This is a genomic window from Streptomyces cyaneochromogenes (genome assembly GCF_003963535.1).
Classification (GTDB): Bacteria; Actinomycetota; Actinomycetes; order Streptomycetales; family Streptomycetaceae; genus Streptomyces; species Streptomyces shaanxiensis.
This window is the reverse complement of record NZ_CP034539.1, coordinates 5602901-5624763: the sequence shown is the minus strand read 5'-3', so window position 1 is coordinate 5624763 and position 21863 is coordinate 5602901. Positions and strand designations below refer to the sequence as shown.

The window sequence follows — 21863 nt, the reverse complement described above, 5'->3', positions numbered from 1 at the left end:
CGTGCACGAAGTAGGTCCGCGCGCCGTGCACGAAGTAGGTCCGTGCGCCGTGCGCGAAAGGAGGTCCGGGGGCCGCATGGAGCAGTCGGTGCGCTCAGTGATGGAGCAGAAACGCATGTGGCATGACGAGGGTTCGCCGGACAGCGGTTTCCGTGATCCCCGTCACAACCCCTCCATGTAGCGGATCAGTCGACTCCCGCCGGACAGGCAGCCTTGTTACTGTTGGGGACAGCCCGATCGCTGGTGCATCCCCCGTCGCCAGCGATCGGGCCTTTGCATGTCCGCAGCCGGAAAGGTGGTGAGCGCCGCGATGGCCCGACGCGTCATCGTCGTCACCGCTGTGCACGGCCCGTCGGCGGCGTTCCTGCCGGAGGCCCACGCCTCGCTGGACGCACAGGAGCTGCCGTCGGGCTGGGAATGGCACTGGGTGATCCAGGAGGACGGCAGGACGGACGAGGTCCGCCGGTACGTCCCCGACGACCCCCGCGTGACCTTCCGCCAGGGCCGGCCCGGGGGCCCCGGCGTGGCCCGCACCATCGCACTCGCGCACGCCGAGGGCGAGTACGTGAAGATCCTGGACGCCGACGACCGGCTGACGCCGGGCACGCTGGCCCGTGACGTGGCCGCCCTGGAGGCCGACGGCTCGGTCGGCTGGACGACCTCGCGCGTCCTGGACCTGCTGCCGGACGGCTCGACGGCCGGCTTCCCGGACGACCCCGACGACGGGCCGATCGAGCCGGGCGCCGTGCTCGACTTCTGGAGGGCGCACGACTTCCGCGCCCAGGTCCACCCGGCGACCCTCTGCGTACGCCGCGACCTGCTGCTCGGCCTCGGCGGCTGGATGGCGCTGCCGGCGTCGGAGGACACCGGCCTGCTGCTCGCGCTCAACTCGGTGAGCCGGGGCTGGTTCTCGGCGGAGGTGGGGCTGCTCTACCGGAAGTGGGACGGCCAGATGACGGGGCAGCCGACCCACGTGGACCCCGCGGAGCGGACGGCGCGCATGGCGGTGGTGGAGGCCAGGGCGCGGGCGCTGGGTGCGTTCGGCTGGCGGTATCCGACCGGTCGATGACCGCTACTCGGTGAGGAGGATGGCCTGGGACGGGCACTTCTCGGCCGCCTCCTGAACCCGCGGATCGTCCCCGCTGTCCGCCCGCCCCGGCCGCACGACGCCGTACTCGTCCACGAACTCGAAGACCGACGGGGCGCGGTGCACGCACTCGCCCGAGCCGTAACAGAGGTTCGGGTCGATGGAGACCTTCGTGGACATCTTCATCCGCGCTCCCGTCGTACGCACTCCCGCCATGACCTTCATGACTGGACTGCCCAGCCGGTGAGCCCCCTCAATCCTCGGTTCGATCCTCGGCGCCCCTTCCGCCAAGTCCTACTGGTCAAAGGGAAGTTCGAGCATCCGGATCGCGTTTCCGCGCAGCAGCTTGTAGGCCACCTCGGCGGGGAGCCCGCCGACATGCTCCTCGGCCACCCGCTTCGTCTCCGGCCAGGTCGAGTCGACGTGCGGATAGTCCGTCTCGAAGGTCGCGTTGTCGACGCCGACCGTCTCGATCGCCTCGATGCCGTGCTTGTCCCGGAAGAAGCAGCAGAAGATCTGGCGGTAGTAGTACGTCGACGGCGGCTCCGGGATCAGGTCCTTGACGCCGCCCCAGGCCCGGTGCTCCTCCCAGACGTCGTCCGCGCGCTCCAGGGCGTACGGGATCCAGCCCATCTGGCCCTCGCTGTAGGCGAGTTTGAGCCGCGGGAACTTCACCAGGACCCCGGAGAACAGGAAGTCCATCATCGACGCCATGGCGTTGTTGAAGGACAGGGACGCCTGGACCGCGGGTGGGGCGTCCGGGGAGGCGGCCGGCATCTGGGAGCTGCTGCCGATGTGCATGTTGACGACCGTGCCGGTCTCCTCGCAGGCCGCGAAGAACGGGTCCCAGTAGCCGGAGTGGATGGACGGCAGCCCCAGGTAGGTCGGGATCTCGCTGAACGTCACCGCGCGCACCCCGCGTGCGGCGTTGCGGTGGATCTCCGCGACGGCGAGGTCGATGTCCCACAGCGGGATGAGGCACAGCGGGATCAGCCGGCCGCCGCTGTCACCGCACCACTCCTCGACCATCCAGTCGTTGTAGGCCCGCACGCAGGCCAGCCCGACCTCCTTGTCCTTGGCCTCCGCGAAGGTCTGCCCGCAAAAACGCGGGAAGGTCGGGAAGCAGAGCGAGGCCTCCACATGGTTGATGTCCATGTCCGCGAGCCGCGCCTTCGGATCCCAGCAGCCCCGCCGCATCTGCTCGCGCGTGATGCCGTCGAGGGTCATCTCGTCCCTGGAGAAGCCGACGGCCGCGATGATGCGCTTGTACGGGAAGAGGTCGCCCTCGTACTCCCACCAGTCGGTGATCTGGCCGTCCGGATCGGTGGTGAACCGGTACTTCCCGCCGACGTACTCCAGTTCACCGATCCCCGCGGTGAGGGGCTTCGGGCCCCGGTCCCGGTACTTGGCCGGGAGCCACGTCTCGAAGAGGTGGGCGGGCTCGATCACGTGATCGTCCACGCTGATGACTTTGGGCAGGTCTTTGGTGCCACTCTCGGTACTGGCCACGCCACGCCTCCCGAATCTGACGACCCATCAGATTCAGCGTAGAGGGCGTCCCGGGGAGCGGCAAGAGAGAGCGGGGTCAGCCGTTCCAGCTCTCGTCGTACGGATCCTTCGGCGCCGCCACCGGCTTCGCCTCCGTGACCTCGATGAACGGGATCGGGCCGCCGTTGACCGGGTCCTCGGCCCGGCGCGGGGTGTAGGTGCCGGTGACCTGGAGCCAGGTGTCCGGCTGGAGGACCGGGGGGACCTGGCCGGTCAGGGCTACCTTGACCGGCTGGGCGTCGGCGGCGCAGCAGTTGAGGGCCATGCGGACGAGGTAGGGGGTGCCGTCGGGGTCCAGGGCGAGGAAGCCGGTGAGCCGGACGCGACGGTCGCGCAGGGTGCGGCCGTGGTCGTAGACGGCGCGGCCCGCGTAGTCGACCACGCTGAGGGGCAGGGGGTCGGCGGCCGGGAGCGCCGGGTAGGCGAGGGGTTCCTGGAGGGCCGTGCCGGTGCGGGTCGCGCTGTACGAGCCGAGGGCGGGCGGGGCGACCAGGATGAGGGCGAGGAGAGGGAGGACGAGGAGCCAGGAGACACGGGGTTCGGGGTGGACATGGTCCTGGGCGCCGCCCGGGTCGCGCCGCCCGGCCCGCTTGCGCTCGTACCAGATGGTCGCCACCGCCGCCGCGATCAGTACCGCGCCGGCCACCAGCACCAGCGGGCGCAGGCCCTGCTTGACGTAGCGCAGGTAGAGGTCGGTGGTGCCCGCGTGCAGCAGGGACGCGCCGAGCAGGAACAGGACTGCCGACTGGGCCTGGCGGTTCACAACATCACCCATCCGGTCAGCACCGACACGGTCACGGCCAGCGCGAAGGTGGCCGGTGCGAAACGCAGGGCGAAGGCGCGGCCGAAAGTGCCTGCCTGCATCGCGAAGAGCTTCAGGTCGATCATCGGGCCCACGACGAGGAAGGTGAGCCGGGCCGTGAGCGAGAACTGCGACAGCGACGCCGCCACGAACGCGTCCGCCTCCGAGCAGATCGACAGCACCACGGCGAGGATCGCGAGGGCGAGCACGGCCAGCACCGGGTTGTCGGCCGCCGCACGCAGCCAGCTCTCCGGGGCCACCGCCTTGAGGGTCGCCGCCGCCATCGCGCCGACCACCAGGAAGCCGCCCGCGTGCATCACGTCGTGCCGGACCGAGCCCCAGAAGGCCTCGCCCTTGCCCTGGGCGTCGTGGGACGGACGGGACGGCGGCTTCAGCCAGTCGGTACGGCCCAGACGCAGCCACAGCCAGCCCATCGCGCAGGCCACGAGCAGGCTCGCGACCAGGCGGGCGAGGACCATCTGCGGGTTGCCGGGGAAGGCCACCGCGGTCGCCGTCAGCACGATCGGGTTGATCGCCGGAGCGGACAGCAGGAAGGCGAGGGCCGCGGCCGGGGTGACGCCCCGTCGGACCAGCGCCCCGGCCACCGGCACGGACGCGCACTCGCAGCCGGGCAGCACCGCGCCCGCCGCTCCGGCGACCGGGACGGCGAGGGCGGGACGGCGGGGCAGGGCGCGGGCGAAGAAGGACGGCGGGACGAACACCGCGATGGCCGCCGAGAGCAGCACGCCGAGGACCAGGAAGGGCAGCGCCTGCACCATCACCGCGACGAACACCGTCGTCCAGCTCTGCATCACCGGTGCGGAGAGCGCGCGGCGGATCGGGCTCTGGAGGAGCACCAGTACCAGCATGAGCATGGTGAGGAGGAGGGGGGAGTTGAGGTGCCTGCCTTCCTCGGTCCGCTCCCTCGGCGCCCGGGGATCGCCGTGGCCGTCGCGGTCGTCGCCGTCCTCGGTCCCCTGGGGGACCGCTTTGGTGATCGCCACGGGCGAGGTACCTCCGGTGGTGCGGAAGGGCGCTGGTTTCCCTCCCCTTCAGTACGGGTGGAGGGGCGCGGGCGTTCAGGGTTTCGCTGATCGCTTCTGGAACCATCCGTGATCGCTTCTGGAACCACCCGCAACATTGAGGCAGTCTTTTCCCTCGTGGGGACCGTTCCGAATCAGGGCTTAGCGAGTGACACCGCCACGCACATGGTGGTGTGCGGCGACGACGGGCTGGCGCATCGGCTGGCCGCCGAGTTGCGCGGGGTGTACGGCGAACAGGTCACGCTCGTCGTGCCGCCCTCCGAACGGACGGTGCGGCCGCCGGTCGTGGGCCGGGCCCGGGCCGCGTCGGCGGCTCTGTTCGACCGGATGGTGAACGCGGCCGTCAGCCGGGCGGGCGGTGGAGCCGGCGGAGCCGCCGGCGGCAGCGAACCGGCCGGGAGCATCCGGGTGGTGGAGGCCCCCGAGGCCACCGAGGAGAAGCTCGCCGAAGCGGGCGTGGAACGGGCCGCCGCGCTCGCCCTCGTCTATGACGACGACGAGACCAACATCCGCGCCGCCCTCACCGCCCGCCGTCTCAACCCCCGTCTCCGGCTCGTCCTGCGCCTGTACAACCGCCGGTTGGGCCAGCACATCGAGGAACTCCTCGACCAGGCCGCCGCGTTGGCGACGGGCATCGGCGACGCCGGCCTCGACGCCTCCACGACCGTGCTGTCCGACGCCGATACGGCCGCCCCCGCGCTGGCCGCCACCGCCGTCGCCGGCACCACCAAGGTCGTCCAGACGAACGGCCTGCTGCTGCGCGCGGTGGAGCGCCCGCCGCTGCCGCCCGGGCAGGCGCCGCCGTCGGGGCTGGCCACGCTGGCCGTGCTGTCCAGCAACGACCCGGCCGGAGTGGACGGTTCGGACGGCAACGGGGAGCACGGTCCGCTGCTGCTGCCGGACGCGGCGCAGGTGCAGGAGGCCACAGGGCGGGGGCGGGTCGTCCTGGAGCAGGTGTCGTACGCGGGGCCGTCGCTGCCGTCCGGCAGGGGGGTCGTGCCGTCGTTCGGATCCCTGTTCTCGCGGCGGTTGAGGTGGTCGCTGGCGGGACTCGTGGGGTGTGTGGCGGCGCTCGCCGTGGCGCTGACGGTGGTGACCGGCGAACACCCGCTGTACGCGACCTACATGACCCTCCTCGACCTCTTCGCCATCAACGAACCCGCGCTGCACCAGTCCATGGCCCGCCAGATCCTCCAACTCCTGTCCGGGCTGATGGGACTGCTGTTGCTTCCGGTGCTGCTGGCGGCCGTGCTGGAGGCGCTGGGCACGTTCCGTTCCACGACCGCCCTGCGCAAACCGCCGCGTGGGCTGGGCGGCCATGTGGTGCTGCTCGGGCTGGGCAAGATCGGCACCCGGGTGCTGACCCGGCTGCGGGAACTGCACATTCCCGTGGTGTGCGTCGAGGCCGACCCCGAGGCGCGCGGGATGGCGACGGCGCGGCGGCTGCGCGTGCCGGTGGTGCTCGGGGACGTCACCCAGGAGGGTGTCCTGGAGGCGGCCAAGATCCATCGGGCGCATGCGCTGCTCGCGGTGACCAGCGCGGACACGACGAACCTCGAGGCGGCCCTGTACGCCCGCTCCGTCCGCCCCGACCTCCGGGTGGTCCTGCGCCTGTACGACGACGACTTCGCCACCGCCGTCTATCGCACCCTGCGTGCCGCGCACCCGCACGCGTCCACGCGCAGCCGGAGCGTTTCCCATCTGGCCGCGCCCGCGTTCGCCGGGGCGATGATGGGGCGGCAGATCCTGGGGGCGATTCCTGTCGAGCGGCGGGTGCTGCTGTTCGCGGAGGTGGATGTGGCCGGTCATCCACAGCTTGAGGACAGGACCGTCGGGCAGGCCTTCCGGGCGGGTGCCTGGCGGGTGCTGGCCCTGGACCGGACTTTGCGGGAGGAACGCCGGGACGATCGCCGGGAGGAACCGGCGGCCGAGGAGGCGTACGAGGAGGCTGCGCGGGCGGGTGACGGGTCGGGGTGGGTGTGGGATCTGCCCGACTCCTACGTCCTCCAGAAGGACGACCGGGTGGTGCTGGCGGCCACGCGGAGGGGGTTGGCCGAGCTGCTGGGGAGGCGGTCTCGGGAGCGGGCCGGGGCGTAGGGCTCCGCCGCGTCGACGCCGGGTTCTCTCGCCCCCGCCGCCCCTACCCGTCCCGTCCTCCAGGGGCTCTGCCCCTTCGACCCCGGGGCGTTTCTGGGGGCTGCCGCCCCCAGACCCCCGCTTCGGCCCTGAACGGGCCTCGTCCTCAAACGCCGGACGGGCTGGATTGCCCGGGCCGGCGCCGCGAAGTCGCCCTTGCCCACATCACGCCCCCTACGGGTGGGTGGGGGCTCGGGACGGCGCGGCCTTGCCCTCGAACGCCGGACCGGGTGACTGCGTTGTCGCCGGCCTACTTCAAGTGCCGCTCCGCAAAATCCAGTTCCAGCCGTACCTGCTTGATCCGCTCGTCCACCACCAGCGAACCGTGCCCGGCGTCGTAGCGGTACACCTCGTGGATCGCGCTCCGGGCCTCCAGACGCTTCACGTAGTTGTCGATCTGGCGGATCGGGCAGCGTGGGTCGTTCACGCCGGCCGAGATGTAGACCGGGGCCTGCACGCGGTCGACGTACGTCAGCGGGGACGATGCCTCGAAGCGCTCCGGTACCTCCTCCGGTGTGCCGCCGAGGAGGGTGCGGTCGAGGGCCTTCAGGGACTCCATCTCGTCGTGGTACGCGGTGACGTAGTCGGCGACCGGGACCGCCGCGATGCCCACCGTCCACGCGTCCGGCTGGGTGCCGAGGCCGAGGAGGGTGAGGTAGCCGCCCCACGAACCGCCGGTCAGGACGATCCGGGACGGGTCGGCCAGGCCGGACGTCACCGCCCATTCCCGGACCGCCGCGATGTCCTCCAGCTCGATCAGTCCGACCCGGTGCTTGAGCGCGTCCGTCCAGGCGCGGCCGTAGCCCGTCGAGCCGCGGTAGTTCACCCGTACGACCGCGTAGCCGTGGTCCACCCAGGCCGCCGGGCCCGCCGCGAACGCGTCGCTGTCGTGCCAGGTCGGGCCGCCGTGGATGTCGAACACCGTGGGGAGCGGGCCTTCGGTGCCGGCAGGTCGCTGCACCAGTGCGTGGATGCGGCCGCCGGGGCCCTCCACCCACACGTCCTCCACCGGGACCGAGCCGGGGGACTTCATTCCGGGCGGGTCCAGCACGACCTGTCCGGTCGTCGACCGCACCGCCGACGGCTCCGCCGCCGACGACCACAGGTACTCCACACTGCCGTCCGGCCGGGCCGTCGCCCCGGACACCGAGCCCGCCGGGGTCGGGATCCGCACCAGTTCACGCCGGGCCAGGTCGTAGCGGAACAGCTCGCTGCGCGCCTCGAAGCTGTGCGCGATCAGCAGACCGGTCCCGTCGGGATACCACTCCGCGCTCACATCACCGGGCAGTTCCAGCGCGAGGTCCGTCTCCTCCCCCGTCGCCACGTCCCACACCAGCGGCTCCCAGCGGCCGCGCCTCTGGTGGCCGATGAGCAGGCGCGGGTCACCGTCGACCGGGGCGAAGCCCAGGACCTCCAGGCCCAGCTCCTCGGCGCCGCCCTTGGTGTCGTCGAGCTCGGCGACCGCCGTGCCGTCGGGGCGCAGGACACGCAGCGCCGAGTGCATCGCGTCGCCGTGCTCGGTGTGCTCGATGGCGATCAGCCTGCCGTCGTGCGAGAGGTCGCCGACGCCCGCGGACTCGCGGTGGCGGTAGATCTCCGTCGGGGGCTCGCCGGTGCGGGCCAGATGGATCGTCGTACCGTCCTCGTCCGTGGAGCGGCCCACGATCGCCGTACGGCCGTCGCGGCCGAGGGCGAGGCCGGCGGGGTAGGACGGGTCCAGGCCCGGTGCCGCGAGCTCGTCCTCGCCGCCGTCGAACCGCTGGCGGCGCCAGACGCCGAACTCGTCGCCGTCCTTGTCGTCGAACCACCAGATCCACGCGCCGTCCGGGGTGAGCACGCCGTCAGTCGTGCCGTTCGGCCGGTCGGTCACCTGGCGCTGCTCACCCGTCGACCGGTCCCATGCGTACAGCTCGTACGTGCCCGTGGCGTTCGACACGAACAACGAGCGGTCCGGGGCGTCCTCCGCCCAGTCGGGCAGCGACACCCGGGGCGCCCGGAAGCGCTTCTCCCAGTCCGGCATGTCCTTGTCCTGCATGTGGTGATCCCGCGAATCGGACCCGTGGCTCTCAGTCATGGCCCCATAGTGCCTGGCCCGGCCGACAATGTGCGGCCGAGGTCCCCAGCCTGTGGACAACTTCTCGCCCCCGCACTCGTACGCCCTCACCGTCCTCGAACGCCGGACGGGCCGGCAACGGGCGAGGACCGATTGTCAGTGCCGGGATGCAGACTGCTTCGCATGACCGATCTGCGGAAGACAGTCGAGAGGTTCTGGGCCACCGCCGAGGCCGGGGAGTGGGACGCGTTCGCGGACACCCTGGCCGAGGACGTGACGTACACGCTGCCCCAGACGCGCGAGCGCATCAGCGGCCGGGAGCGCTATGTCCGGTTCAACCGGGAGTATCCGGCGGACTGGCATCTGCGTGTCGAGCGGATCGTCGCCGAGCCCGGCCAGGTCGTGACCTGGCTGCACTTCACGGTGGGGCTGGAGGAGATGTACGGCATCTCCTTCTTCACGGGGGACGAGAGCGGCCGGATATCCGCGGTCACGGACTTCTGGCCGGAGCCGTACGAACCCCCTGCGGGCCGGGAACACCTCGTCGAGCGGTACTGACCCCGCGGCCCGGCGCCGCGCGGGCGCACCGTACCGTTGAGGGCGTGTACCGGTTTCTGCTGACGCCCCGTTGGTGGGGGATCAACGTCTTCGTGCTGCTCGCCATCCCGTTCTGCGTGTTCATGGGGTCGTGGCAGCTGGGCCGGTTCGAGTCGCGGGTGGAGGACCACCGCGGCGCCGGTGAGCAGGCCGCGGAGAACAAGCAGGAGGCGGCCCGTCCGCTCGCCGAGCTGCTGCCCGTGGACAAGGCGACGGTGGGCCGGCAGGTCACCGCCGCCGGACGGTACGGCGAGCAGCTGCTCGTGCCCGACCGGGAGCTGGACGGCAAGCGGGGCTACTACGTCCTGACGCTGCTGCACACCGACGACGGCAAGGCCCTGCCGGTCGTGCGGGGCTGGCTGCCGGGCGACCCGGGCCGGGCCGAGGCCCCCGCCGCACCCCGCGGCGAGGTCACGGTCACCGGCGCGCTCCAGGCGTCCGAGGTGCCGGGCGAGAACGGCGTGCCCTCGCAGGGCGGGCTGCCGACGGGCCAGACGGCGGCGATCAGCGCGGCGTCACTGGTGAACCTGGTGTCGTACGACGTCTACGACGCCTGGGTCACCCTCAACAAGGGCGACTCCGGTATGAAGCCCGTGCCGGTGACCGCCGCCAACGACACCGGCCTCGACCTGAAGGCGTTCCAGAACCTCGGCTACACCGGCGAGTGGTTCGTCTTCGCGGGCTTCGTGGTCTTCATGTGGTTCCGGCTGCTGCGCCGCGAGGTGGAGTCCGTCCGGGACGCGGAGCTGGGGCTTGTCCCCGAGGGTGAGGCCGACGGGGTCGAGGGGCAGCAGCAGGAGCGGGCGAACACGTAGGCGCTCCGCCGGGAGAGCCACGACTGGCGGAGCCGCGCGTCGGCACGGCCCCGAGCCCCCGAGGGAGCGGCACAGCTGCCGCTCTTCGGCTTACGCCCCCGCCAGCACACCCGTCCAGTAGATGGTCCCCGCGCACGCGTTGGACACCACCACCATCGCCGTCGGCGCGCCCGCCTCCGTCGTGTTGGTGATCGTGACGCTGCCGTCCGCCGTGGTCTCCGCCGTCATGAGCTGCGTGGAGGTGCCGGTGTCGCCGCCGGTGGAGGTGCCCTCCGTGGCGCCGGTCGTGTTCTCGGTCGGGGTCGGGTCGGGCGTGGGGTCGGGTGAGGGGTCGCTCGTCGTGGGGCAGGTCTCCGAGGGGACCCAGGCGAACTTCACGTCGTACGCGTCACCCGGCTTCAGGACGAGGCCGGTGAGTTCCTGGGACGGGTCGGGCAGACCGGCCGCCGCGTCGCCGGCGACGTGCCGGAGCGCGCCGATCTTCGTGGCGTCCGCCGCTCCGCTCGTCGTGAAGCCCAGCGTGCCGGGGCCGTTCACCGTGCAGTCGGCGGTGGAGATGTTGCTGAAGCGGAAGGTGCCGTACACCGTGCCCGACAGGTCGGGGACGTCGGCACTCTGATTCGCCACGCCGAGCTGGTCGGCGGTACACGCGGCGACGCCTGCCGGGCTGGTCGCCAGAGGGTTGTCGGGGCTTCCGGAGCCGGTACCGGGACCGGTGCCGGTGTCCTTGTCCTCGTCCTTCTCGCTGCCCTTGCCCTCGTCCTGGGTCTTGCCGGAGGAGCCGCCGGAGGTGTTCTCGCCGCCCTCCGTCACCTCGCCCTGGCCTGCCCCGCCCTGCGCCTGCTCCCCGTGGCCGGCGTTGGACGAGTTGACACTGGAGTCGGTGACGTTGGAGACGTGCACCAGAGCCGGGACCGCGGTGCCGACGAAGAGGCACGCGGCCGCCACGCCGACGAGCGCCTGCCGCTTGCGCGCCCGCCGCGCGGGCACCGCCCGCCGCAGATGGTCCAGCGTGCCGTCGCGCGGCTCGATCTCCTCGACCGCGTGCTGCAGCATGCGGCGCAGCGCCAGCTCGTCCGAGTCGAGCCCTTGGGGGCCCTGGTCGTCGGGGCCGTGGTTCACAGTTCCGTTCCCAGCGTGCGATTGCTTCGGCTCTTGCTCGTCCGGCCCCCCGGCCGGACCGTGCCTGCCCCGCGCCCCGAAAGGCGTGGGGAGACCCGCGGAGGGCTGGTGGGGGATGCGCGGAGCATGCCGCCCGTCCTTGTCCTCGCTCATGCCGGCGCCTCCATGGCGACCCGCAGCGCCGCGATGCCGCGCGAGCCGTACGCCTTCACCGAGCCCAGCGAGATGCCGAGCGTCTCGGCGACCTGGGCCTCGGTCATGTCCGCGAAGTATCGCAGGACCAGCACCTCGCGCTGTCGGCGCTGCAGGCCCTTCATGGCCCGGATCAGCGAGTCGCGCTCGAGCTGGTCGTACGCCCCCTCCTCCGCGCTCGCCATGTCGGGCATCGGCTTCGACAGCAGCTTCAGGCCGAGTATGCGGCGGCGCAGGGCGGAGCGGGACAGGTTGACGACGGTCTGGCGGAGGTACGCCAGCGTCTTCTCCGGGTCCCGGACGCGCTTGCGCGCGGAGTGGACGCGGATGAACGCCTCCTGGACGACGTCCTCGCAGGAGGCGGTGTCGTCGAGGAGGAGCGCCGCGAGACCCAGCAGCGAGCGGTAGTGCGCCCGGTAGGTCTCGGTGAGGTGGTCGACGGTCGTACCGGCCGCCGCGGCGTTCTCGGCGTGGTCGGCGCCGTCGCGCTGACTGGGAATGCGGGCGGGCCGCGCTGCGGGCATGGGCGCGATCACCGGCATGCCGCCGGGCGCACCGGGCATGCGGGGTCGGACGGGCCGGCGGGGCGGCCGTAGGGCCGTACCGCGGGTCGCCGCACTGAAGTCGAGTACCTCTGCCACGCCAGTTGGACACGCGTCCCCCCGCGAGGGTTGTACGTGCCGGACGTCACTTTTGCGCCCGTCCCCGCAACCGACCCTCTTGCGCCAGGCAGCACAGCTGACCGTGCGTCAAACGCCCACATGCCTACCCGCTCTTCCCTTATGTCTTATATGAGCAGAACGTCCCCACGTCCTGCCCGTTCGGCGTCCCCACGCCAGAAAAAAACGCGTCTCCACGCCCATAAGGGCGACCGCAAAGACGCTCCCCGCCCTGCAAGCGGTTGCAAGGCGGGGAGGAAAATCTTCTGCTGCCACCGAGGCCCGGATCAAGTGGTCCGGACCATCGATCAGCTCACACTCTTCACATAGATCCTACAAACGATTCATCCGAGGCCCGGGATATTTCCGGCACCACCGGCACCTCACACAAACTCCGCCGCCACGAGCTCCGCGATCTGGGCGGTGTTGAGCGCCGCGCCCTTGCGCAGGTTGTCCCCGCAGACGAAGAGTTCGAGCGCCGTCGGATCGTCGAGCGCGCGCCGCACCCGGCCGACCCAGGTCGGATCCGTGCCCACCACGTCGGCGGGCGTCGGGAACTCCCCTGCCCCCGGGTCGTCGAACAGCACGACCCCCGGTGCGGTGGCCAGGATCTCGCGCGCCTTGGCGACGGTTACCTCGCCCTCGAAGCGGGCGTGCAGGGTCAGCGAGTGCCCGGTCAGCACCGGCACCCGCACACAGGTCACCGCGACCGGCAGCTTCGGCAGCCCGAGGATCTTGCGGGACTCGTCCCGCACCTTCATCTCCTCCGACGACCAGCCGTCCTCGCGCAGCGATCCCGCCCACGGCACGACGTTCAGCGCGACCGGCTCCGGGAACGGCCCGGTGTTGTCGCCGACGGCCCGCCGCACGTCACCCGGGGTGGTCCCCAGTTCCGTACCGGCGACCAGGGACAACTGCTGCCGCAGCGTCTCCACACCGGCCCGCCCGGCCCCGCTCACCGCCTGGTAGGACGACACCACCAGCCCGCGCAGCCCGAACTCGGCGTGCAGCGCGCCCAGCGCCACGATCATGGAGAGGGTCGTGCAGTTGGGGTTGGCGACGATTCCGCGCGGCCGCATGCGTACGGCGTGCGGATTGACCTCGGGGACGACGAGGGGCACCTCCGGGTTCATCCGGAAGGCGCCCGAGTTGTCCACCACCACCGCGCCCTTGGCGGCGGCGATCGGCGCCCAGCGGGCGGACACCTCGTCGGGGACGTCGAACATCGCGATGTCGACCCCGGCGAAGGCCTCCTCGGTGAGCGCCACCACCTCGACCTCCTCACCGCGCACGGCCAGTTTGCGGCCGGCCGAGCGCGGCGAGGCGATCAGACGGATCTCACCCCAGACGTCCGCGCGCTGGGACAGGATCTGGAGCATGACCGAGCCGACGGCTCCGGTCGCCCCCACGACCGCTAGCGTCGGCCGGCGGGAGCCCGTCCCCGCCATCAGCGTCCCGTGCCTCCGTACACGACGGCCTCGTCGCTGTCGGAGTCGAGCCCGAAGGCCGTGTGCACGGCGCGGACGGCCTCGTTGACGTCGTCGGCGCGGGTGACGACCGAGATACGGATCTCGGAGGTGGAGATCAGCTCGATGTTCACGCCGGCGTCGGACAGCGCGGTGAAGAAGTCGGCCGTCACGCCCGGGTTGGTCTTCATCCCCGCGCCGACCAGCGAGATCTTGCCGATCTGGTCGTCGTAGCGCAGCGAGTCGAAGCCGATGCCGTGCTTGTTCTTCTCCAGGGCGTCGATGGCCTTGCGGCCCTCGGCCTTGGGGAGCGTGAAGGAGATGTCCGTCAGCCCGGTGGAGGCGGCGGACACGTTCTGCACGATCATGTCGATGTTGATCTCGGCGTCGGAGATCGTACGGAAGATCGCGGCGGCCTCGCCCGGCTTGTCCGGCACACCGACGACCGTGATCTTGGCCTCGGAGGTGTCGTGCGCGACACCGGAGATGATGGCCTGCTCCACCGGCTTGTCCCCTTGCTCGATCGGCTCACTGCTGACCCACGTGCCCTGAAGTCCGCTGAAGGACGACCGTACGTGGATCGGGATGTTGTAGCGGCGGGCGTACTCCACACAGCGGTGGAGCAGCACCTTCGAGCCGGACGCGGCCAGCTCCAGCATGTCCTCGAAGGAGATCCAGTCGATCTTCTTCGCCTTCTTCACCACGCGCGGGTCGGCGGTGAACACGCCGTCGACGTCGGTGTAGATCTCGCACACCTCGGCGTCCAGCGCGGCCGCGAGCGCGACGGCGGTCGTGTCGGACCCGCCGCGGCCCAGCGTGGTGATGTCCTTCTTGTCCGCGCTGACGCCCTGGAACCCGGCGACGATGGCGATGTTGCCCGCGTCCACCGAGTCCCGGATCCGGCCCGGCGTGACATCGATGATCCGGGCTTTGTTGTGGACCGAGTCGGTGATGACGCCTGCCTGGCTGCCGGTGAAGGACTGGGCCTCGTGGCCCAGGTTTTTGATCGCCATGGCCAGCAGCGCCATGGAGATACGCTCCCCGGCGGTCAGCAGCATGTCGAACTCACGCCCAGCCGGCATCGGAGATACCTGCTCGGCCAGATCGATCAGCTCGTCCGTCGTGTCGCCCATCGCGGAAACGACGACGACCACCTGGTGGCCGTTCTTCTTCGCTTCGACGATTCGCTTGGCGACGCGCTTGATGCCCTCGGCATCGGCTACGGAGGAGCCTCCGTACTTCTGCACGACAAGGCCCACGTGCGCTCCTCGCTCAGTCCGTGTGTGTCGGCTCAGTTTACCGAGCGTCCGAATTCGACCTTGGGGTTCCCAGATGGTGAGATCCGACGCTCCGGGGTGGTGTCTGCCCGGCGGGGAGCGGAGCACTCCGGAAAGTGGGGCAGGTCACTACGGCCGGCCGCGGGCCGCCAGAAGGCCATTGACGCTCTCCGTAGTCGCCCGCTAACTTCGCGTCGTCGTCGCTACACCAGGGGCACAAGGCCCCATCGGGACTCGCGACGCGAAGGACTCTCCTCCTTTGACGACTGCGACCGCTTCAGAGATCCAGCACGTCACCCGGGCCGACACCGCGGCCGACATCCGAACCGGCCAGACGGCCGACCTCTTCGAGATCCAGCCCTTCACCCCGCACTGCGAAGTCATCCGCGCCGCGGGCGACCACGCCGTCATCGGCGTCTCCCCCGGCAACAGCTACTTCTCCGCCCGGCGGGTGCACGACCTCGCCCGCTGGGGCCTCGCCCTGTTCGAGCGGGTGGACTTCGTCTACACGGACCTGTACGTGGCCGAGATGTACGCGGCGTCCGGCTATCCGCCCGACGACGCGCGCCGCAAGGCGGTGAAGAACCTGCGCGGTGTACGGGCCAAGGTCCTCGGCGCCGTCCAGGCCCTCGACCCCGGCGGCGCCCGCCTGCACGCCCACGCCATGTCCGATTTCCGCGGCAACACCGCGTACCGCGAGATCCACGACCGCCTGAAGGCGCGGCTCGCCACCGACGACGAGTTCCGCACGACCTGCGAGAAACTCGTCGACTCCTTCCTCGCCGGCAAGGAGGGGCAGGTGACCGATGCGCAGCGCGACGTCTGCCTGGACTACGTCTGCGCCGAGGCACCCCTCTTCCTGGACACCCCCGCCATCCTCGGCGTCCCCTCCTCCCTCAACTGCTACCACCAGCTCCTGCCGATGGCCGAGCTCCTCTACGCCCGGGGCGCGGGCCTGCGCGCCTCCCGCAACCAGGGACACGCCATCGTCACACCGGCCGAGGGGACCACCGATGCTCACTGAAGACCTCATCGACTTCCCGTTCTCCTGGCGCGGCGACCAACTCCCGGACGAGGTCGAGGAGTTGCGCACCAAGACCCCCGTGCGCCGGGTCCGTACCATCGCCGGCGACGAGGCCTGGCTCGTGTCGTCGTACGACCTGTGCAAGCAGGTCCTGGAGGACCCGCGCTTCAGCCTCAAGGACACCTCCGCCCCCGGCGTCCCCCGCCAGTACGCGCTGACGATCCCGCCCGAGGTCGTCAACAACATGGGGAACATCACCGGCGCCGGGCTGCGCAAGGCCGTACTGAAGGCACTGAACCCGAAGAGCCCCGGCCTGGTGGAGTGGATGCGGTCCTGCGCCGCCGAGCTCGTCGACGGGCTGATCGGCGAGGGCGCCCCGGCCGACCTGCGCGCCGGCTTCGCCGACCCGTACTCGGCGGGCATGCACTGCCGCATCCTCGGCATCCCGCAGGCGGACGCGCCCCGGCTGATGCGGAGTCTGGACATCGCGTTCATGAACTCGGCCTGCCCGGTCGCGGGCGCCCGGCTGAACTGGGACCGGGACATCGCGTACATGGCCGAGCGGCTCGACGATCCGGCGACGACCGGTCTGATGGCCGAACTCGCCGCCCTGCGCGCCGACCCCGACTACGCCCATCTCACCGACGAGATGCTCGCGACCGTCGGGGTGACGATGTTCGGCGCGGGTGTCATCTCCACCTCGGGCTTCCTGGCCATGGCGCTGGTGTCCCTGATCCAGCACCCGGACCTGCAGGCCGAACTGGTCGCGGCCCCGGGGAAGATCCCGGCCGCCGTGGACGAGCTCCTGCGCATCAACCTCTCCATCGGCGACGGTCTGCCGCGGCTGGCGACGCAGGACGTGACGCTGGGAGACGTGGAGGTGAAGGCGGGCGAGCTCGTCCTGGTCCTCGTCGAGGGCGCGAACTTCGACCCGGACGCCTTCGCCGACCCGCACACCGTCGACCTCGGCCGCGAGAACGCCACCGCCCACCTCTCCTTCGGCGGCGGCCGCCACTACTGCCCCGCCACCGCGCTCGGCCGCAAGCACGCCGAGATCGCGCTGGAGGTGCTGCTGGAGCGGATGCCGCGGCTGCGGCTCGCGGTGCCGATCGAGCAGCTGGTGTGGCGGACCGGGTTCATGAAGCGGATCCCCGAGCGGCTCCCCGCGATGTGGTGACAGCCGCTTTGTCCGCCTCTTGATCGCCGCTTGACAGCCCCTTGATCGCCCGGCGGCTCGGCGACCAGTCGTCTTTAAACTTCAACCACTATGGTTCCGCCTGTGCGCGTACTTCTGGTGGAAGACGACGAACCGGTCGCCGAGTCGCTCCGGCGCGGACTGCTGCGCTACGGATTCGAGGTGGCCTGGGTCAGCACGGGCACCGCGGCGCTGAGCCACGCCGATCCCTACGACGTCGTACTCCTCGATCTCGGCCTGCCCGACACCGACGGTCTCGACGTGTGCAAGGCGCTGCGTGAGCGCGGCGACGTGCCGATCATCGTCATCAGCGCCCGCAGCGACGAGACGGACCGGGTGGTCGGGCTGGAGCTCGGTGCCGACGACTACGTGTCCAAGCCGTTCGGGGTGCGGGAGGTCATCGCGCGGATACGTGCGGTGATGCGCCGCATCCAGCCCCGTACGTCCGCCGCCGCCGAGGCCGGCCCGGACCGCTACGGCGCCCGCCTGACCATCGACCGCAAGGCGGCACGCGTCCGCCTGGACGGCGACGAGGTGTCCCTCGCGCCCAAGGAGTACGACCTGCTGGCCTTCCTCACCGAGGAGCCGGGGGCGCTGATGTCGCGCGAGCAGATCATGGAAGCGGTCTGGGACGCGAACTGGTTCGGGCCGACGAAGACGCTGGACGTGCATGTGGCGGCGCTGCGGCGCAAGCTGGCCGGGGCGATCACGATCGAGGCGGTGCGGGGGGTCGGGTTCCGGCTGGAGATCGCGGGCGGCGACAAGGGCGACGGCGGTAGCGGCACGTCATGATCCGTCAGCTCATCCGCAGTTACGTCGGGCTCGTCGCCGTCGCGATCGCCCTGTTCACCGTGCCGGTCGCCTTCACGCTCACGGACCAGTTGCGGGACGACACCGCGGACTCCGTCGAGCGCGAGGCCGACACGATGGCTCTGCTGCTCGGCAACGGGAACGTCCCTTCGTGCGCGGCGCTGGACGAGATGGCCAAGGCGTACGCCGGCGAGACACCCGGCGAGGTCCAGGTGACCGAGCGCTGCGCCACCACCGAACTGTCGGAACCCGAACAGGACGCGGCCCTGACAAAGGCCCTGCGGGACGGGGGCACCACGACCGACTGGGGCTCCCCCTTCATCTGGGGACCGAAGCTGGTGATCACGGTCCCCGCCAAGCAGAGCAAGGTCGACCTCGACGGCACCAACAGGGGACCGGTCGTCGGCGCCGTACGCATCGAGTACTCGACCTCCGGACTGACCACACGGCTGTGGACGATCTGGGGCTTCCGCGCCGCTCTCGCGGTGGCCGTTCTCGCCGTGGCCGTCGTGATCGGCGCCGCGGCGGCCCGGCGTATCACCCGGCCGTTGCGCCAGCTCAACGACATGGCGAGCAAGTTCAGCGACGGTGATCTGACCGCCCGCTCCCCGGTGACGGGCCCTCCGGAGACCCAGACGCTGGCGCGCACCCTCAACCAGGGCGCGGAACGCCTGGACACACTGGTCGCGGCCCAGCGCATCTTCGTGGCCGACGCCTCCCATCAACTCCGCACTCCCCTCACCGCGTTGCGGCTGTCGCTGGACAACATCGCGGACGGCGTGGACGACGACTTCGTCAAGGAGGACGTGGAGCAGGCCACCGCCGAGGTCGTCCGGATGAGCCGGCTGGTGAGCGGCCTGCTGGTGCTGGCGCGGGCGGAGGCGAAGGTCACCGCGGCGGAACCCCTCTCCCTCCGGGACATCGTGCGCGAGAGGCTGGACGTGTGGAGGCCGGCCGCCGACGAGCGCGGAGTCACCGTCGCGCTCGGGGGGAGTGCCGACGGCCGGCTGCTTGTGCTGGCCAGCCCGGGTCATCTGGACCAGGTGCTGGACAACGTGCTCTCGAACGCCCTGGAGGTGTCACCGGACGGCGGCACGATCACCGTCGAGGTGGAGCCGAGGGGCGACGAGGTGGTGCTCTCGGTTCTCGACCAGGGCCCCGGCATGTCCGACACCGAGAAGTCCCGGGCCTTCGACCGCTTCTGGCGCGGCAAGGGCCTGACCGGGAAGTCCGGTTCGGGCCTCGGCCTCGCCGTCGTCAAGCAGCTGGTGACCGACGACGGCGGGAGCGTGACGCTGCAGGACGCTCCCGGGGGCGGGCTGAAGGTGCGGATCAGCCTTCGGGCATCTTCGAGGAGTGGTGGTTGACGATGAGCCACTTTCCGTCGGACTGCTTCTCGTACGCGTACGTGTAGCGGGCCTTGACGGTGCTCTTCTCACCCGTCTCGGGGTCGGTGAGCGCGAACTCGTAGGTGCCGGCGTCGATCACGCTGTTGGAGTCGAGGATGTTGACGTGCGACTCGGTCTTCGTGCCGACCGGCTTGTTCTGCAGGAAGTGCTCGAAGTAGTCGACGATCTCGGCCCGGTCCGAGCGGACGTTGTTGGAGACGGTCGGCAGCAGGACCGCGTCCTTCGCGTACAGGTCGGCCACCTTCTTCGGGTCGCCGGTCTGCAGAGCCGCGTTCCACTGGTCGAACAGGCCGAGCACCTGCGCCTTGGTGACCGCCTTGGCGTGCTTCGCGGCGGGCTTCGCACCGGTGTCCGCTCCGGCGACTGCGACACCGGCGGCGAAGGTGCCGACCGCGGCGACGGCCGCGACGGTGGCGAGGGCGGCGCGCTTGCGTATGGAACGACGGGTCATCTCATTCTCCAAGCGAGTCGAGGTGGTGTGACTCCCTCCGCTCTGTCCGCGGTGTTCTCTTCGGGAGTGACTCCAGACTCGCTTTCCGCCGGTTAGCGCCCGTGCAGCGGACGTACAGGCCCGGGACAACACGCCGCCAATTCCCGCTGTGCACTCGCCCGACTACACGGCGGCGGCCCTCTTCCCGCGGCCACGCACCAGTTCGACCCCGGCCCCGAGCGATACGACGCCCATGCCGGCGGCGGTCATGACGCCCTGCGTGCCGTCGACGACGAAAGGGGCGGCCGCGGCGACGACGGCGTTGAAGAGGAACAGGAACCACAGGACGGGGCGGGAGGACAGCAGCGCCTTCATCGGGGTTTCCTTCGGGACGGGGCCGCTGCGGCGGCCGTTGACCTGGTGCGATCGACGATTCCGTGTCCCGAGGTCAGCGACGAGGGAGCGGTCTCCCGAAGGGAGGGTGTAGCGGGCTACACCAGGGAGCCGGCGCTCAACCCCCGGCGTCCGGGGTGAAGAGCGGGGCGAGGTACCCGCGCAGCCGGCCGGCGGCCTCGGCGTCGAAAGCCTCGTCCAGCTCGGCGAGAAGAGGCAGGGCCGGCTCCCGGGCCCGCCGCGGCTCCCCCGCCTCACGGAGCAGCAGGACGATGGGACTTCTCCACGTGGTAGGCGACCGCGCCGTCCCCGGTGAGCGCCTGCCGGATGGACCCGGCGGCGGCGATCGCACGCTCCCCGGACGCCTCAACGGCCCCGCCCGCACGCCCCTCGCCGACGCCGTCCACGCGTCCCTCGCCGACCCCGCTCACGCGTCCCCCGTCGACACCGACCCGATGTCACCCCCGGCCGCGACGGAACGCTCCCCGGAGGCGGTGACGTTGCCGTTCGCGGGCCGCGAGGGCGAGGCGGGCGGCGTGGACGGAGCTACGGCGGTGGCCGGCGGTGCGGCAGTGGGCGGCGGCACGGCGGATGCCCCGTCCCCCGTCGACACCGACCCGATGCTGCCGCCCGCGGCGACGGAACGTTCCCCCGACGCGGTGACGGGCCCGTGGGACGGCCGGGACGGCGAGGCGGGCGGCGTGGACGGCGGTACTGCGGTGGGCGGCAGTACGGCGGATGCCCCGTCCCCGGTCGCGACCGACCCGATGCTGCCGCCCGCGGCCACCGAGCGGGCACCGCTCGCGGTCACGCCATCCGTGGATGTGGCTGCGGGTGTGGGCGTCGGTGTGGGCGTGGGCGTCGGTCCGAGGAGGGCGTAGAGCGTCACCGCCAGGCCGAGCAGGCCCCCCGCTCCCCCGGCCACGCTCGCCCACGGATCCGCGGCGTCGACATCCAGCACGCCGCCCGTGACCAACCCCGCGGCCCCGGCGACGCAGAGCCCGATTCCCGTCCACACCAACGCCTTTGACCGAGTCGCCATGCCTCCATCATGAAGGAGTTCGGACGTGAAAGGGGGCGGTGGAGGCCACTGTGGCGGCGTCGGTCACGGACGCCGCACGCGGTCGGCGCGGGGCACCGTGACGCGGGTGCCGAGCGCACGGGCGTAGGCGCGCACGGTCTCCAGGTCGTGCAGCCGACGGGCCCCTAGCGGACCCCCGCCCAGCGGGCCGCGGATCACACCCGCCCCCCGAACAGCGCCACGAGGCCGTGGTCCAGCTCCGCCCCGACGGTCTCCTCGCCGGGGGCGATCACGGTGTAGGTGCGGGCCAGGAAGCGGTACAGGTCCGCAGTGGTGAAACGGAGCACTGCCGCGCCCGGCGGCGAGTGGAACTCCACGTACGTGTGGGACTCACCGCAGGGCCGGACGCGCACGCTGCCGAGCCCGGCGGAGGTGCTCAGTCCTTCGCCCAGGAGCGTGCGGGCGAACGTCCACGTCGCGCCTTCGCCGTCGAGGGTGACGTGGGGCGGGAAGACGATGTGCACGGCCAGCGGGTCGGCGGAGGTGTAGCGGAGGGTCGCGGGTATCGCGATGTCCTGGTCCGCGGCGGTGATCAGGCGAGCGCCGGTCGGCTGCTCCAGGGTGACGTACATGGTCGGGCTCCGTTCGGGGGGCGGGGCACCGGGCGGGTGGACCGACCGGTGTGCCAGTGAGACCCCCCGAGGGGCCCGAGCATTACGCCACTTCAGAAGCCTTTTTCTGTAACCCGCGTCACACGGACCACATGGACCACATGGACCTGACG

The 21863-nt window shown here is 71.3% G+C and carries 22 protein-coding genes; 9 read left to right on the top strand and 13 right to left on the bottom strand.

All coding sequences use genetic code 11. From position 1 onward, the window contains the following. The first annotated feature begins 310 nt into the window (after window positions 1-310). Window positions 311-1069 (top strand): glycosyltransferase family 2 protein, encoded by a 759-nt coding sequence (locus EJ357_RS25580; protein WP_126400015.1) that lies wholly within the window; start codon window positions 311-313, stop codon window positions 1067-1069. 3 nt (window positions 1070-1072) lie between these two features. On the opposite strand, the gene EJ357_RS25575 is transcribed toward EJ357_RS25580, so the two are convergent. From EJ357_RS25575 to EJ357_RS25560, 4 genes are all read right to left on the bottom strand, one after another. Next, the gene (locus EJ357_RS25575) at window positions 1073-1273 is read right to left on the bottom strand and encodes a ferredoxin (protein WP_228472597.1); all 201 of its coding nucleotides are present in this window, start codon (window positions 1271-1273) and stop codon (window positions 1073-1075) included. Window positions 1274-1381: 108 nt separating this feature from the next. Beyond that, a complete protein-coding gene (locus tag EJ357_RS25570) occupies window positions 1382-2596 on the bottom strand; it encodes an amidohydrolase family protein (RefSeq protein ID WP_126393934.1) in 1215 nt (404 codons plus the stop codon). Window positions 2597-2672: 76 nt separating this feature from the next. Next, a complete protein-coding gene (locus EJ357_RS25565; protein WP_126400009.1) occupies window positions 2673-3398 on the bottom strand; it encodes a TIGR03943 family putative permease subunit in 726 nt (241 codons plus the stop codon). Beyond that, entirely contained in the window at window positions 3395-4441 is a 1047-nt protein-coding gene (locus tag EJ357_RS25560) for a permease (protein ID WP_126393933.1), read from the bottom strand. Before EJ357_RS25560 ends, EJ357_RS25565 begins: the two co-directional genes overlap by 4 nt. A 204-nt stretch (window positions 4442-4645) precedes the next feature. On the opposite strand from EJ357_RS25560, the gene EJ357_RS25555 reads away from it, so the two are divergent. Next, window positions 4646-6577: an NAD-binding protein gene (locus tag EJ357_RS25555; RefSeq protein ID WP_126393932.1), complete on the top strand. Its 1932-nt coding sequence runs from the start codon at window positions 4646-4648 to the stop codon at window positions 6575-6577. A 289-nt stretch (window positions 6578-6866) separates the two neighbouring features. Here EJ357_RS25555 and EJ357_RS25550 read toward each other — a convergent pair whose 3' ends face one another. Beyond that, the gene (locus EJ357_RS25550) at window positions 6867-8690 is read right to left on the bottom strand and encodes a S9 family peptidase (RefSeq protein WP_126393931.1); all 1824 of its coding nucleotides are present in this window, start codon (window positions 8688-8690) and stop codon (window positions 6867-6869) included. 162 nt (window positions 8691-8852) lie between these two features. On the opposite strand from EJ357_RS25550, the gene EJ357_RS25545 reads away from it, so the two are divergent. Then, a complete protein-coding gene (locus tag EJ357_RS25545) occupies window positions 8853-9227 on the top strand; it encodes a nuclear transport factor 2 family protein (RefSeq protein ID WP_126393930.1) in 375 nt (124 codons plus the stop codon). A gap of 44 nt (window positions 9228-9271) precedes the next feature. Then, window positions 9272-10081: an SURF1 family protein gene (locus tag EJ357_RS25540; RefSeq protein ID WP_126393929.1), complete on the top strand. Its 810-nt coding sequence runs from the start codon at window positions 9272-9274 to the stop codon at window positions 10079-10081. A 90-nt stretch (window positions 10082-10171) separates the two neighbouring features. Here EJ357_RS25540 and EJ357_RS25535 read toward each other — a convergent pair whose 3' ends face one another. From EJ357_RS25535 to EJ357_RS25520, 4 genes are all read right to left on the bottom strand, one after another. Continuing rightward, window positions 10172-11203 (bottom strand): hypothetical protein, encoded by a 1032-nt coding sequence (locus tag EJ357_RS25535; protein WP_126393928.1) that lies wholly within the window; start codon window positions 11201-11203, stop codon window positions 10172-10174. 149 nt (window positions 11204-11352) lie between these two features. Beyond that, window positions 11353-12036, bottom strand: a complete 684-nt coding sequence (locus EJ357_RS25530) for a SigE family RNA polymerase sigma factor (RefSeq protein ID WP_175647528.1) — start codon at window positions 12034-12036, stop codon at window positions 11353-11355. 401 nt (window positions 12037-12437) lie between these two features. Next, a complete protein-coding gene (locus EJ357_RS25525) occupies window positions 12438-13502 on the bottom strand; it encodes an aspartate-semialdehyde dehydrogenase (RefSeq protein ID WP_126393927.1) in 1065 nt (354 codons plus the stop codon). After that, window positions 13502-14779 (bottom strand): aspartate kinase, encoded by a 1278-nt coding sequence (locus EJ357_RS25520; protein WP_126393926.1) that lies wholly within the window; start codon window positions 14777-14779, stop codon window positions 13502-13504. The genes EJ357_RS25525 and EJ357_RS25520 overlap by 1 nt, the downstream gene beginning before the upstream one ends. Before the next feature lie 277 nt (window positions 14780-15056). Between EJ357_RS25520 and EJ357_RS25515 the strand changes: the two genes are divergently transcribed. From EJ357_RS25515 to EJ357_RS25500, 4 genes are all read left to right on the top strand, one after another. Next, window positions 15057-15821 (top strand): cyclodityrosine synthase, encoded by a 765-nt coding sequence (locus EJ357_RS25515; RefSeq protein ID WP_188142311.1) that lies wholly within the window; start codon window positions 15057-15059, stop codon window positions 15819-15821. Beyond that, window positions 15811-16998: a cytochrome P450 gene (locus EJ357_RS25510; protein WP_126393925.1), complete on the top strand. Its 1188-nt coding sequence runs from the start codon at window positions 15811-15813 to the stop codon at window positions 16996-16998. Before EJ357_RS25515 ends, EJ357_RS25510 begins: the two co-directional genes overlap by 11 nt. A 102-nt stretch (window positions 16999-17100) precedes the next feature. Then, window positions 17101-17808 carry a response regulator transcription factor gene (locus EJ357_RS25505; RefSeq protein WP_175647527.1) on the top strand — a complete coding sequence of 236 codons (708 nt, stop codon included), beginning with the start codon at window positions 17101-17103 and terminating at the stop codon, window positions 17806-17808. Further along, complete coding sequence (locus EJ357_RS25500; protein ID WP_126393923.1) at window positions 17805-19193, top strand: sensor histidine kinase; 1389 nt, start codon at window positions 17805-17807, stop codon at window positions 19191-19193. The genes EJ357_RS25505 and EJ357_RS25500 overlap by 4 nt, the downstream gene beginning before the upstream one ends. Here the strand turns inward: EJ357_RS25500 and EJ357_RS25495 are convergent. Continuing rightward, complete coding sequence (locus EJ357_RS25495) at window positions 19159-19686, bottom strand: SgcJ/EcaC family oxidoreductase (RefSeq protein ID WP_126393922.1); 528 nt, start codon at window positions 19684-19686, stop codon at window positions 19159-19161. The genes EJ357_RS25500 and EJ357_RS25495 overlap by 35 nt on opposite strands. A gap of 162 nt (window positions 19687-19848) precedes the next feature. Then, window positions 19849-20040, bottom strand: a complete 192-nt coding sequence (locus EJ357_RS25490; RefSeq protein ID WP_126393921.1) for a hypothetical protein — start codon at window positions 20038-20040, stop codon at window positions 19849-19851. Window positions 20041-20330: 290 nt separating this feature from the next. Between EJ357_RS25490 and EJ357_RS48450 the strand changes: the two genes are divergently transcribed. Beyond that, complete coding sequence (locus EJ357_RS48450; RefSeq protein ID WP_175647526.1) at window positions 20331-20939, top strand: hypothetical protein; 609 nt, start codon at window positions 20331-20333, stop codon at window positions 20937-20939. A gap of 224 nt (window positions 20940-21163) precedes the next feature. Here the strand turns inward: EJ357_RS48450 and EJ357_RS50275 are convergent, their stop codons facing one another. Together EJ357_RS50275 and EJ357_RS25480 are read right to left on the bottom strand one after the other, a co-directional pair. Further along, complete coding sequence (locus tag EJ357_RS50275; protein ID WP_267132808.1) at window positions 21164-21298, bottom strand: hypothetical protein; 135 nt, start codon at window positions 21296-21298, stop codon at window positions 21164-21166. After that, window positions 21295-21711 carry an SsgA family sporulation/cell division regulator gene (locus tag EJ357_RS25480; protein ID WP_126393920.1) on the bottom strand — a complete coding sequence of 139 codons (417 nt, stop codon included), beginning with the start codon at window positions 21709-21711 and terminating at the stop codon, window positions 21295-21297. The genes EJ357_RS50275 and EJ357_RS25480 overlap by 4 nt, the downstream gene beginning before the upstream one ends. Window positions 21712-21863: the final 152 nt, after the last annotated feature.

Excerpts from the sequence above, each read along its gene's own strand:
- EJ357_RS25580 (WP_126400015.1), top strand. The coding sequence starts at position 311 with ATGGCCCGACGCGTCATCGTCGTCACCGCTGTGCACGGCCCGTCGGCG.
- EJ357_RS25575 (WP_228472597.1), bottom strand. The coding sequence starts at position 1,273 with ATGAAGATGTCCACGAAGGTCTCCATCGACCCGAACCTCTGTTACGGC.
- EJ357_RS25555 (WP_126393932.1), top strand. The coding sequence starts at position 4,646 with ATGGTGGTGTGCGGCGACGACGGGCTGGCGCATCGGCTGGCCGCCGAG.
- EJ357_RS25550 (WP_126393931.1), bottom strand. The coding sequence starts at position 8,690 with ATGACTGAGAGCCACGGGTCCGATTCGCGGGATCACCACATGCAGGAC.
- EJ357_RS25545 (WP_126393930.1), top strand. The coding sequence starts at position 8,853 with ATGACCGATCTGCGGAAGACAGTCGAGAGGTTCTGGGCCACCGCCGAG.
- EJ357_RS25525 (WP_126393927.1), bottom strand. The coding sequence starts at position 13,502 with ATGGCGGGGACGGGCTCCCGCCGGCCGACGCTAGCGGTCGTGGGGGCG.
- EJ357_RS25510 (WP_126393925.1), top strand. The coding sequence starts at position 15,811 with ATGCTCACTGAAGACCTCATCGACTTCCCGTTCTCCTGGCGCGGCGAC.
- EJ357_RS25500 (WP_126393923.1), top strand. The coding sequence starts at position 17,805 with ATGATCCGTCAGCTCATCCGCAGTTACGTCGGGCTCGTCGCCGTCGCG.
- EJ357_RS25495 (WP_126393922.1), bottom strand. The coding sequence starts at position 19,686 with ATGACCCGTCGTTCCATACGCAAGCGCGCCGCCCTCGCCACCGTCGCG.
- EJ357_RS25490 (WP_126393921.1), bottom strand. The coding sequence starts at position 20,040 with ATGAAGGCGCTGCTGTCCTCCCGCCCCGTCCTGTGGTTCCTGTTCCTC.
- EJ357_RS48450 (WP_175647526.1), top strand. The coding sequence starts at position 20,331 with ATGGGACTTCTCCACGTGGTAGGCGACCGCGCCGTCCCCGGTGAGCGC.
- EJ357_RS25480 (WP_126393920.1), bottom strand. The coding sequence starts at position 21,711 with ATGTACGTCACCCTGGAGCAGCCGACCGGCGCTCGCCTGATCACCGCC.